The sequence below is a fragment of the Oryzibacter oryziterrae genome (genome assembly GCF_021864535.1).
Taxonomy (GTDB): domain Bacteria; phylum Pseudomonadota; class Alphaproteobacteria; order Rhizobiales; family Pleomorphomonadaceae; genus Pleomorphomonas; species Pleomorphomonas oryziterrae.
In genome coordinates this window covers 106,480-118,901 of the sequence record NZ_JAKJIC010000004.1, presented here as the reverse complement: position 1 = coordinate 118,901, position 12,422 = coordinate 106,480, and the positions used below count along the sequence as shown (strand labels likewise).

At 66.1% G+C, this 12,422-nt stretch carries 9 protein-coding genes; all 9 read left to right on the top strand.

Annotated elements, in window-relative coordinates:
• Positions 1–30: 30 nt before the first annotated feature.
• Positions 31–753, top strand: a complete 723-nt coding sequence (locus L2I41_RS06345) for an RNA-binding protein (protein WP_237152680.1) — start codon at positions 31–33, stop codon at positions 751–753.
• Between the two features lie 80 nt (positions 754–833).
• Complete coding sequence (gene infB / locus L2I41_RS06340; RefSeq protein WP_237152679.1) at positions 834–3,521, top strand: translation initiation factor IF-2; 2,688 nt, start codon at positions 834–836, stop codon at positions 3,519–3,521.
• A gap of 161 nt (positions 3,522–3,682) precedes the next feature.
• On the top strand, positions 3,683–4,249 hold the full coding sequence (locus L2I41_RS06335) for a YcxB family protein (RefSeq protein ID WP_237152678.1): 567 nt from the start codon (positions 3,683–3,685) through the stop codon (positions 4,247–4,249).
• On the top strand, positions 4,239–5,339 hold the full coding sequence (locus tag L2I41_RS06330) for a YcxB family protein (RefSeq protein ID WP_237152677.1): 1,101 nt from the start codon (positions 4,239–4,241) through the stop codon (positions 5,337–5,339). Before L2I41_RS06335 ends, L2I41_RS06330 begins: the two co-directional genes overlap by 11 nt.
• Before the next feature lie 12 nt (positions 5,340–5,351).
• Positions 5,352–5,783, top strand: coding sequence for a 30S ribosome-binding factor RbfA (gene rbfA, locus L2I41_RS06325; protein WP_237152676.1), 432 nt, complete (start codon positions 5,352–5,354; stop codon positions 5,781–5,783).
• A 139-nt stretch (positions 5,784–5,922) separates the two neighbouring features.
• On the top strand, positions 5,923–7,320 hold the full coding sequence (ahcY, locus tag L2I41_RS06320) for an adenosylhomocysteinase (protein WP_390633896.1): 1,398 nt from the start codon (positions 5,923–5,925) through the stop codon (positions 7,318–7,320).
• 377 nt (positions 7,321–7,697) lie between these two features.
• Positions 7,698–10,142 (top strand): sensor histidine kinase, encoded by a 2,445-nt coding sequence (locus L2I41_RS06315; protein ID WP_237152674.1) that lies wholly within the window; start codon positions 7,698–7,700, stop codon positions 10,140–10,142.
• A 7-nt stretch (positions 10,143–10,149) separates the two neighbouring features.
• The gene (gene tsaE / locus L2I41_RS06310; protein ID WP_237152673.1) at positions 10,150–11,658 is read left to right on the top strand and encodes a tRNA (adenosine(37)-N6)-threonylcarbamoyltransferase complex ATPase subunit type 1 TsaE; all 1,509 of its coding nucleotides are present in this window, start codon (positions 10,150–10,152) and stop codon (positions 11,656–11,658) included.
• A gap of 19 nt (positions 11,659–11,677) precedes the next feature.
• On the top strand, positions 11,678–12,418 hold the full coding sequence (locus L2I41_RS06305) for a nucleotidyltransferase family protein (protein ID WP_237152672.1): 741 nt from the start codon (positions 11,678–11,680) through the stop codon (positions 12,416–12,418).
• Positions 12,419–12,422: the final 4 nt, after the last annotated feature.

Here is a 12,422-nt window from a genome sequence, read left to right as displayed (position 1 = left end):
CCGGCCCAGGCTTGCGGGAGCCGGATCTGAATGAAGGACAAGGCTCCGAAGTCGGACGAGATGGAACGCACCTGCGTGGTGACGCGCGAGGCGCAACCGCCGGAAGGGCTGATCCGCTTCGTGCGGGCGCCCGACGGAGCGGTGGTCCCGGACCTCAAGGGCAAGCTGCCCGGCCGCGGCGTGTGGGTGACCTGCCGCCGCGATCGGGTCGAGGAAGCGGTGAAGCGCAAGGCCTTCGCCCGCGGGTTCAAGACCGAGGCCGTGGCGGCGCCGGATCTGCCGGACCTGGTGGACAAGCTGCTGCTCACCGCGACGCTGTCGGCCCTGTCGATGGCGCGCAAGGCCGGAGCGGTGGTGACGGGCTTCGGCCAGGTGACCGACGCCATCATGGGCGGCAAGGTTGTGGCGGTGATCCACGCGGCAGAAGCGGCGGATGACGGCAAGCGCAAGGTGGGTCAGGCGGTGAGACGCCGGGGCCGCCTTGAAGCGGATTTTGACGAGGATGCGGACGATTACGAAGTCGACGCGTCCGACAATGCGGCAATAAGGCAACAGCCTCCGATTTCCGGCCCGCCGGTGATCGAAGGAATGTTCGCCGGTCGCGAATTGGATTTGGCATTGGGTGGCGCAAATGTGATACATGCTGCACTGCTCGCCGGCGGGGCGAGCGCCAGCTTCCTCAAATGCGCTGCCGCACTGGCCCGATACAGGGGCGGGATGCCGGAGACGGACTGGACGGCGAACCTTCGATAAGGTTCGCGGATACGATAGGCCTTTGGCAAGAGCGTCCCGCTTGGACGTCTGCCACGCGGCCGGCGAGGATTGAGCACGGTATGAGCGATACGAAGAACACCGACGACAAGAACCTGTCCACGGGACAGAAGAAGACGCTGAGCCTCTCTCCGCGACGGACCGTCGAGCAGGGCGCGGTGAAGCAGAGCTTCAGCCATGGGCGGACGAAGACCGTCGTCGTCGAGAAGAAGAAGTCACGCGGACACGGAGAAGGGCATGCGCCGGAAGCGGCTGCGCCTTCGGCCGCCGCGGCGCCTGTACAGAAAGCCATCGCCGAAAGCCTGAAGCCGCGCCGCGACACGCCCTCGCAGACGCCGCGTCCGCAGGATCGTCGCCCGGGTCCGGGTGGCATGGTGCTGCGCTCGCTGAGCCAGGAAGAGACCGCTGCCCGCCAGGCGGCGCTGGTGGAAGCCATGGCCCGCGAGGCCGATGAGCGCCGTCGCGCCGAGGAAGAGGCCAAGCGCCGCGCCGAGGAAGAGATCCGTCTCAAGGCCGAAGCCGAAGCGCGCGCCAAGCAGGAGGCCGAAGAGGCCGCCCAGCGCGCGATCGAGGAAGCGCGCCTCAAGGCCGAAGCCGAAGCCAACGCCAAGCTGGAAGCCGCCAAGCCGGCCGCCCCGGCGGAAGCGCCCAAGGCCGGTACCGCCGACAAGCCGCAGACCGCTGCCGCTCCGTCCACCGCACCCAAGCGTCCGATCGCCGAGACGCCCGCCGCCCCCAAGGGCAAGGTCGTTGCCGAGGACGAGGACGACAGTCCGCGCGGTCGCGTGCTCACGGCCGCCGCCAAGAAGGTCCGCACGCCGCCGCCGGCTCCGGTCAAGCGCGCCGGCGAAGACGATCGTCGCAAGGGTCGCCTGACCATCACCACCGCCTTGTCGGACGACGAGGGCGAGCGCTCCCGTTCGCTGGCTGCGCTGAAGCGCCGCCGCGAAAAGGAAAGACGCGGCCAGCAGTCCGGTCCGCGCGAGAAGGTGCTGCGCGAAGTCATCCTGCCGGAAGCCATTACCATTCAGGAACTGGCCAACCGCATGGCCGAGCGCGCCGTTGACGTCATCCGCCTGCTGATGAAGCAGGGCCAGATGCTTAAGATCAACGACGTGATCGACGCCGACACCGCCGAGCTGATCGCGGTGGAAATGGGCCATTCGGTCAAGCGCGTGTCGGAATCGGACGTCGAAGAGGGCCTGTTCGCCGCTCCCGACGTGGCTGCCGACACCGTGTCGCGTCCGCCGGTGGTGACCATCATGGGCCACGTCGACCACGGCAAGACCTCGCTGCTCGACGCCATCCGCCACGCCAATGTGGTGGCCGGCGAAGCGGGCGGCATCACCCAGCATATCGGTGCCTATCAGGTCGAGCAGAACGGCCAGAAGATCACCTTCATCGACACCCCGGGCCATGCCGCCTTCTCGGCGATGCGTGCGCGCGGTGCCAAGGTGACCGACATCGTCATCCTGGTGGTGGCGGCCGACGACGGCGTCATGCCGCAGACGGTGGAAGCCATCAGCCATGCCAAGGCGGCCGGCGTGCCGATCATCGTTGCCATCAACAAGATCGACAAGCACGACGCCAATCCGGAACGCGTGCGCAACGAACTGCTGCGCTACGAGGTCCAGGTGGAATCCATGGGCGGCGACGTGCTCGAGGTGGAAGTGTCGGCCAAGGCCCGCACCAATCTCGACAAGCTGCTCGAAGGCATCCTGCTGCAGGCCGAAGTGCTCGAACTCAAGGCCAACCCGGACCGGGCTGCCGAGGGTATCGTCATCGAAGCCAAGCTCGACAAGGGTCGCGGCCCCGTGGCCTCGGTTCTGGTGGAGCGCGGTACGCTCAAGGTCGGCGACATCATCGTGGCCGGTTCGCAGTGGGGCCGCGTGCGCGCGCTCCTCAACGACCGCGGTCGCAATGTGGATGACGCCGGTCCGTCGCTGCCGGTGGAAGTGCTCGGCTTCCAGGGCACGCCCGACGCCGGCGATCGTGTCGCCGTGGTCGAGAACGAAGCCCGTGCCCGCGAGATCACCGAATATCGCGAGCGTCAGAAGCGCGAGAATCTCAACAAGCGCGTGGCGGGTGCCCGCGGCTCGCTCGAGCAGATGATGAGCAAGCTGCAGACCGCCGGTCGCAAGGAGTTCCCGCTGGTCGTCAAGACCGACGTGCAGGGTTCGCTGGAAGCCATCATCGCCAGCCTTGAAAAGCTGGGCAACGACGAAGTGGCCGCCCGCATCATCCATGGCGGCGTCGGTGGCGTGACCGAGTCCGACGTGACCCTGGCTGCGGCTTCGGACGCGGCGATCATCGGCTTCAACGTCCGCGCCAACAAGCAGGCGCGCGATGCGGCCGAACGCGATGGCATCGAGATCCGCTATTACAACATCATCTACAACCTCGTGGATGACGTGAAGGCGGCGATGAGCGGCCTGCTGACGCCCGAGCGGCGCGAGACCTTCCTCGGCAATGCCGAGATCCTGGAAATCTTCAACATTTCCAAGGTTGGCAAGGTCGCCGGTTGCCGTGTCACCGAAGGTGTGGTGGAGCGCGGTGCCTCGGTGCGCCTCATCCGCGACAACGTGGTGATCCACGAAGGCAAGCTCGGCACGCTCAAGCGCTTCAAGGACGACGTGAAGGAAGTTCACGCTGGCCAGGATTGCGGCATGAACTTCGAGGCCTATCAGGACATGCGCTCGGGCGACGTGATCGAGTGCTTCCGCGTCGAGGAAATCGCCCGTACGCTGTAATGGAATTGCATCCGGCAGCCTAGCCGCTGCCGGATGCACCAACTTTCTGAATGCAGGCATTTCCGGACGCAAAGCCCCTTCGCAGTCTTGCTTGGGGTTCCCCAGGGCTCAGGCCTGATTGAGGTCGGGTCGAACGACGACCCAGAAGCCACGAGACTTCGATGTCGTTGCAAATCAGCTATCAATTCACGCGCCGCGATTATGTCGCCCTCTCCTGCGCCCTGGTCAAACAACCGCTCGCCAAGCGCCTGAAAAGGCTGGCGCTCTGGCTGATTGCCGTGCTGTGCCTGCTGGCAGCCGCCGGCTGGTTCGCCGGCATGCCGCTCACCGAACACCCCGAGATGCTGCTGCCGGACGCGCTGGGTGGCACCATGCCCATGTCGTTTGCCGCCCTGTTGGTCGTCATTGCCATCGCCATGCTCTGGCCGGAGGGGCCGTCCGCTGTCATGGGCTTCCTTGCCTACCGCAGCGTTCCGTTTGCGGATCAGGACTATGGGATCGAACTTGATGACGGCGGCATCAACATCAGCACCGAAGGCGCGTCCTCGCACATCGATTGGCCCCGGCTGCAGCGACTGATCGAATACCGCAGCACTGTTGTCCTGGCGATCGGCCCACGCCAAGGTCTCGGCCTGCCGCTGCGTGCCCTGCCGCCCGGAACCGACCGGGCGGCTCTGATCGCCTATATCAAGGCAAGGACCAAGCCGGATCTGCCGCATGTCCGATAGACCGGCCGTGACCTCTTCGGGCCTCGATGGCGGCGAAATGACCGACTTTGTCGACTTCACGCCGACCCGCAAGGACGTCGCAGCCTTGACGGCGGTGATGAACCCGCCGCGCTGGGGCGCGCGCCATTGGGGGCGCTACGAGCGGCTGCGCCTGACGCTGGCCGGCGCGGTGCTGATGGTCCTCGTGTTCATGGCGATCAAGATCTATGCCCAGGAGCTGACCGGGCAGGACCTCGTCGGGTGGATTTTCCTGTTTCCAGCCATGGCCGCCGGCGCGCTGACCGGCAACTTCCGGGGCGCGATCAAGGCGCGGCGTCCCATTGCTGCGGCTCTGCTGACCAGGCGCCGCGTGGTTCTCAACGAAGACGACGTGGCCATCTACGAGGATGGCGGGGAGACGCGGTTCGATTGGCTGGCGGTGCAGTCGGTGGAGCGCAAGGGCGGCTTCATCCTGTTCACCACCAGGGCCGGTGTACTGCATTTCGTGCCCGAGCGGGCCTTTGCCACGACCGACGACGCTGACGCTTTCTTCGGTCAGGCAGCGCAGACCCTGAAAGCCGTACGGCAGGCGCGTTACACCGCACCGAACGCCCCGATGCGCACAGCGATCTGCTCCATCGGACCGGACGATTGGCGCGCCTTCTTTGCGGTGACCGGGCGGCGCAAGCAAGGTTGGCGCGGTGCCCTGCCCTATGGGCTCGGCCTGCTGGCGGTGTTCCTTGCCTCCACGCTGTTGGCCGACCAGCCCGATGGCCCCTGGTGGGGCGGCATGGCCGCCGCGCTTGCGGCCGCCTATGGCCTCAATCGCCTCATCCTGTGGGCCGACGAGCAGCAGGCGATCGCCCGATGCCCGATCGGCCAGGCCGAAGTGGAGTTCTGGGACGACCATCTGTCCTTCCGGCTTGCCGCTTTCCAATTGCATGTCGCCGACGAGATGATCGGCGCCGTCCACCTCACCCCAACCCATGTGTTCGTGATGACGCAGCCGACCGAAGGCGCTATCCTGCCGCTCGCCCTGTTCGAGGACAGGAACGCCATGGTCGCCTATGCCGCCGTACTCGACGACGCGTCCCGCCAAAGCCGTTCCTGAGGAAACAAGAAAATGTCACACCGTTCCAATGCTCCGGGCGAAGCCCGTGCCCCGTCCCAGCGCCAGCTGCGCGTCGGCGAACTGATCCGCCATGCGCTGGCCGAACTCCTGTCGCGCGGCGAGATCTTCGACGACGAGGTGATCCGGCTGATGATCACCGTGCCGGAAGTGCGCGTCAGCCCCGATCTCAGGAACGCCACCGTCTACATCACCCCGCTCGGCGGCGGCGATCCCAAGGCGGCCGAGAAGGCGATGGAGCGCAACAAGCGCTGGCTGCGGGGCCAGGTGGCGCACAAGATCAATCTCAAGTTCGCACCGGAACTCACCTTCCGCTACGACGACCGCTTCGAGGAAAGCGCCCGCATCGACAACCTGCTGCATTCGCCTGAGGTGGCGCAGGATCTTGGCCCCGAAGCCAAGGGCGAGGACGACGACACCGTGTGACCGACATGGTGATATAAAGATGTCTTTATATCCTTATTGTCTTCGTAACCGGTCTCTTCTATAAGGGGGGCCAGACGCGGAGACGGGGCGGTATTGCGCCGGTTCTCCGCCAGCGGTTTCACATATGGAGATCCGGCTCATGGCCTTCACCGACTACATCGTCAAGGATATCGCGCTGGCCGACTGGGGCCGCACCGAACTCGACATCGCCGAGATCGAGATGCCCGGCCTGATGGCCGTGCGCGCCGAATATGCCGCCGCCCAGCCGCTCAAGGGCGCGCGCATCGCCGGCTCGCTGCACATGACCATCCAGACCGCCGTGCTGATCGAGACGCTGAAGGCGCTCGGCGCCGACATCCGCTGGGCCTCGTGCAACATCTTCTCGACGCAGGACCATGCCGCCGCCGCCATCGCCGCTGCGGGCATCCCCGTGTTCGCCGTCAAGGGCGAGACGCTGCGCGAATACTGGACCTATACCGACCGCATCCTCGACTGGGGCAATGGCGAGACCGCCAACATGATCCTCGACGACGGCGGCGATGCCACGCTCCTCGTCACGCTGGGCGCCAAGGCCGAGACCGATCCGTCGGTTCTGTCCAATCCGGGTTCGGAAGAAGAGGAAGAGCTCTTCGCCATCATCAAGACGCGCCTTGCCAAGGACCCGACCTTCTATTCGCGCGCCAAGGCCAACATCCGCGGCGTGTCGGAAGAGACCACCACGGGCGTGATGCGCCTCTATCAGATGGAAGCGCGCGGCGAACTGCCCTGGCCGGCGATCAACGTCAACGACAGCGTCACCAAGTCGAAGTTCGACAACAAGTATGGCTGCCGTGAATCGCTGGTGGACGCCATCCGTCGCGGTACCGACGTGATGATGGCCGGCAAGGTGGCGATCGTCTGCGGCTATGGCGACGTCGGCAAGGGTTCGGCCCAGTCGCTGCACGGTTCGGGCGCCCGCGTGCTCGTGACCGAAGTCGACCCGATCTGCGCGCTGCAGGCGGCCATGGACGGCTTCGAGGTGGTGACGCTGGCCGACGCCGCCCCGCGCGCCGACATCGTGGTGACCTGCACGGGCAACAAGGATGTCGTCACCATCGAGGACATGCGCAAGCTCAAGAACATGGCCATCGTCTGCAACATCGGCCATTTCGACAATGAGATCCAGGTCTCGGCGCTCAGGAACTACAAGTGGAAGAACGTCAAGCCGCAGGTGGATCTCGTCGAGTTCCCCGACGGCAAGAAGATCATCCTGCTGTCGGAAGGCCGCCTCGTGAATCTGGGCAATGCCACCGGTCATCCGAGCTTCGTGATGAGCGCCTCCTTCTCCAACCAGACGCTGGCCCAGATCGAGCTGTGGACCAAGGGTTCGAGCTACGACAAGAAGGTCTACGTGCTGCCCAAGCACCTCGACGAGAAGGTGGCGGAGCTGCATCTGGCCAAGCTCGGCGCCACGCTGACCAAGCTGACGGCCGAACAGGCCGACTATATCGGCGTCAAGGACAGCGGCCCGTTCAAGTCGGCTCAGTATCGCTACTGAGCGGCGCTGAGCGCGGAAAATCGACAGGCGATCGGCCGGCCCTGCATTCGGGGCCGGCCGATTTACTTTTCAGCTCGGTGAAAACCGAGGCTGGATAGTCAGTTCCTGCAAATGTGTGACATTTGCACAGAACAAACAAAGTACAGTGGACTCTTCTGTACAATTATTCTGTTCAAGCCGGACTCAGCGGTTGCCCGACTCTTTTGACGGGATTCGAAAGGCGTTATTTTGAGGTGATTCGGGCTGGCACGGGGGTCGCGCCGACCTGATGTCGGGACATGAGTGGTGTCCGCCTTCGTTTCTTCAAGCGGCTAAGAGGATCGAGAATGCCGGAGTTCTGCCGGAAGCGGAAACCGATTCGAGGACGATTCGGCCTGATGGCACTGGCTTCGGCCACGATGCTGTCGCCGATCGCGTCGGGTTCCGCCCTTGCCCAGGCCATCAAGATCGATCCGAACGGTTCCGTCTATTTCGAGCCCTTGCAGGTCGCTGCCCTTTCCACCTTCGTCGGTGCCATCTGCATCGCCGTGGTCAGCGCCGCCGCGCTGATCCGCGCCCGCCGCAGCGCCGAGGATGATCGCGCCCGCCTGCTGCGCGAGAATGCCGACCTGAAGCTCGCCGCCGATCGGGCGGAAGCTGCCCTCAACGCCGACGATCAGCGCATCGTCATGTGGGGTGCCCCGGACGAAGCACCGCGCGTGCTCGGCAATCTGCCGGAAGCCGCCGGCGTGCCGCGCGCGCCTTCGGCCTTCCTCGCCTTCGGTCAATGGCTCGACACCGCGTCGGCCCAGCGGCTGGAAGCCCGCAGCGAGACCCTGCGCCAGCGCGGGGAAAGCTTCACCGAAGTGCTGACGACGCAGGACAAGGTGAGCATCGAGGCGGTGGGCCGCGTCAACGGTTCGCGCTGCTTCATCCGCTTCCGCAATCTCAGCCGCGAGCGGCAGCAGTTCGTGGAGCTGACCGAGAAATTCCGCCGCCAGGGCGACGTGCTGGAAACCTTCCAGCGGCTGATCGACAATCTCGCCATGCCGGTCTGGGCTCGCGACGCCGACGGGCGGCTCAGCTGGGCCAATCTGGCCTATGCCCGCGCCGTCGAGGCGACGAGCCCGGCGCAGGTGATCGCCGGCGCGATGGAACTGCTCGACAGCGCCGGCCGGACCGCCGTGCAGGCGAGCCGCACGGAATCGCCGCTGTTCGAACGCAGGCTCTCGGTGGTCGTCGGCGGTGCCCGCCGGGTGTTCGACGTGGTGGATGTGGCCGGCAACAATGGCAGCGCCGGCATTGCCACCGATGTCTCCGAGCTTGAGAAGGTGCAGGTGGAACTGCGCCGCACCATCCAGAGCCACGCGCGCACGCTGGACCAGCTGGCCACCGCCGTCGCCATCTTCGGGCCGGACAAGCGGCTCAAGTTCTACAACGCCGCCTATCGCTCCCTGTTCGACCTCGACACCGCCTTCCTCGAGACCGGCCCCGACGACGGCGCCGTGCTCGACCAGCTGCGTGCGGCGCGCAAGCTGCCCGAGCAGGCCGATTTCCGGTCGTGGAAGAAGGAAATGCTGGCGTCCTACCAGGCGCTGGAAGCGCGCGAGAGCTGGTGGCACCTGCCGACCGGCCAGACGCTGCGCGTGATCGCCAACCCGCATCCGCAGGGCGGCATCACCTATGTCTATGAGAATGTCACCGAACGGCTGGTGCTGGAGAGCAAGTATAACGCGCTGACCCGCGTGCAGGGCGAGACGCTCGACCACCTGTCGGAAGGCGTGGCGGTGTTCGGTTCGGACGGGCGGCTCAGGCTCTACAATCCGGCCTTCGGCAGCCTGTGGCTGCTGACCGCGCAGTTCCTGGCGGGGCGGCCGCATATCAACGACGTGGTGGCCAGCTGCCTGGCCGCCCATGGCGACCGCGAGGCCTGGGACAATGTGCGCATTGCCGTCACCGGTCTCGCCGACAAGCGCACGCGCCACACCGGCCGGCTCGACCGGCGCGATGGCGGCGTGATCGACTTCACCACCGTGCCGCTGCCCGATGGCGCGACGCTGGTGACCTTCGTCAACGTCACCGACTCGGTCAATGTCGAGCGGGCGCTGATGGAGAAGAATGATGCGCTGGAAGAAGCCGATCAGCTGAAGAACGCCTTCATCCAGCATGTGTCCTATGAACTGCGTTCGCCGCTGACCAATATCATCGGCTTTGCGCAGCTGCTGGCCGACGACAATGCCGGGCCGCTCAATTCCAAGCAGCGCGAATATACCGGCTACATCATGAACTCGTCGTCGTCGCTGCTGGCGATCATCAACGACATTCTCGATCTTGCCACCATCGACGCCGGCATCATGGAGCTGGAGCTCAGCGAAGTGGACGTGCGCGCCACGGTGGAGGCAGCGGCGAATGGCTTGCGCGACCGCATCAGCGAAGCGCAGATCCGCTTGCTGGTCGACGTGCCGGCGGAGACGGGCACGATCCTCGCCGACGAGAAGCGCATTCGCCAGGTGCTCTACAATCTGCTTTCCAATGCCGTGGCCTTCTCGCCCAATGGCGCCGACGTGGCGCTGACCTGCCGGCGCACCGAAACGGAGATCGTCTTCGAGGTGCGCGATCAGGGCGCGGGCATTTCGGAAGAATATATCGAGACGGCCTTCGACCGCTTCGAGAGCCGCAACAACGGCAGCCGCCGGCGCGGCCCGGGCCTCGGCCTGCCGATCGTCAAGAGCTTCGTCGAGCTGCATCACGGCACCGTGGAGATCGCCTCGGCCGTCGGGCGCGGCACCAAGGTGACCTGCCGGCTGCCGCTCAATCCGGCGCTGGCCGAAGCGGCCGAATGAGGCGCCGATGAGCGCCGTCAGCAGCTTCACCCTGCGCGTGGCCGACGAGGCGGGTACGCGCCGCCTGGCGGCCGATCTTGCGGCGGTCTGTGCGGTCGGCGACGTGATCGCGCTCAACGGCGATCTCGGCATGGGCAAGAGCGCCTTCGCCCGCGCGCTGATCCGCGCGCTGGCCGGCGATCCCGAGCTTGAAGTGCCGAGCCCCACCTTCACGCTGGTGCAGACCTATGAGACGGCGCGGCTGCCGGTCGCCCATTTCGACCTCTATCGTCTCTCCGACCCCGGCGAACTGCTGGAAATCGGCTTCGATGACGCGCTGAACACGGCGCTGTCGCTGATCGAATGGCCCGAGAGGGCCGAGGACGAGCTGCCGGCCAACCGGCTCGACATCACCATTGCCGACGGCGACGGACCGGAAGGGCGGGTGTTCCACCTGACCGCTCCGCAGGAGAGCTGGGGCGGGCGGATCGCCGAGACGCTGGCGGTGCGCGCGCTGCTGACCGAGGCCGGGCTCGGCGAGGTGACGCGCAGCCACGTGCATGGCGACGCCTCGGCCCGCTCCTATGAGCGGGTCAGCGACGGATCGCGATCGGCCATCGTGATGAAATGGCCCGCCTGGCGTGCCTTCATGAAGCGGGCCGACGGCGATCGCTATGAAGACATCGTGCATGTGACCGACAGCCTCGAAGCCTTCGCGGCCATCGGCGATACGCTGCGCCGGCGGGGCTTCCGCACGCCGGTCATCCTGGGCGAGGACCGGGAGCGGCGGTTGATGCTGCTCGAGGATCTCGGCAGCGACGCCATCGTGACGGATGGGGTGCCGGACGCAGCGCGCTATGTGGCGTCGGCGGAGCGGCTTGCCGATCTTGCCGCCGAGCCCTGGCCGCCGATCGTGCAATCCGACCGCGGCGGCCGCTGGACCATGCCAGTCTATGACCTGCGGGCGCTGACCACCGAGGTCGACCTCTTTGCCGACGTCTATGTGCCCTCGCTCAGCCGCGCGCCGCTGGCCGCCGAGGCGCGGGCGGAATGGGCGCAGATCTGGCGGGAGCTTCTGCATCCCTTCGACGACGACCAGAGCCATCTGGTGCTGCGCGACTATCATTCGCCGAACATCCTCTGGCAGGACGGCGCGGCGGACCCGATCGGGCTCATCGATTTCCAGGATGCCCTGCTAGGCTCGCCGGCCTATGACCTCGCCTCGCTGCTGACCGACGCGCGCGTCGACCTGCCGGGCGATCTGGTGGCCGCGATGAGCGCCGCCTATTGCGCGCGGGCGAGGCATCGGGACCCGAGTTTCGACAGCGAAGCTTTTCTCGCGCGGGTGACGGTGCTGGGCGCGCAGCGCAACGCCAAGATCCTCGGGCGCTTCGTGCAATATGCCGAGCGGACGGGCCGGACGGCGCATCTGCGCTTCGTGCCGCGTGTTCGGCGCAATCTCGAAAATGCCCTTGTTCACCCGGTTCTCGGCAGGCTCAAGCTCTGGTATGAACGGCTCGACCTGCCATCATCCTGACCGAGTTTGCTTGACCGCCATGACAAAATCCGCGTCCGCTCGCCTTCGTCCGTCCCGCGCCATGGTTCTCGCCGCTGGCCGCGGCAAACGCATGCGTCCGATCACGGCAACGACGCCGAAGCCTCTGGTGGAGGTGCTGGGGCGGGCGCTGATCGACCGCGTGTTCGACCGGCTGGCCGCCGCGTCCGTGCGGGAAGTGGTGGTGAACGTGCACTATCTTGCCGATCTCGTGGAAGTGCACGTGGTCAAGCGGCGCGATCTCCAGGTGACTATCTCCGACGAGCGCGAACGGCTGCTCGACACCGGCGGCGGCGTGGTGAAGGCCCTTGCCCATTTCGGCGACGAGCCCTTCTTCCACCTCAACTCGGATTCCATCTGGATCGAGGGGCCGCGCGCCAATCTCGACGTGCTGGCGGACCATTGGGACGAGACGCGCATGGACGCGCTGCTGATGCTGGCCCCGACGGTGAGCGCGGTGGGCTATGACGGCGTCGGCGACTTCGAGATGGACGTGGACGGCTGCCTGCGCCGCCGCGGCGAGCGGACCGTGGCGCCCTTCGTCTATGCCGGCGCGGCAATCCTGTCGCCGAAGGTGTTCGAAGGCTACAAGGCCGAACCCTTCTCGCTCAACCGCATCTTCGACGACCTGATCGCCAAGGGCCGCCTGCACGGGCTGCGCATGGACGGGATCTGGCTGCATGTGGGCACGCCCGAGGCGATCGGCGAAGCGGAACGGTCGATCCTCCTGTCGGCAGCCTGAGATC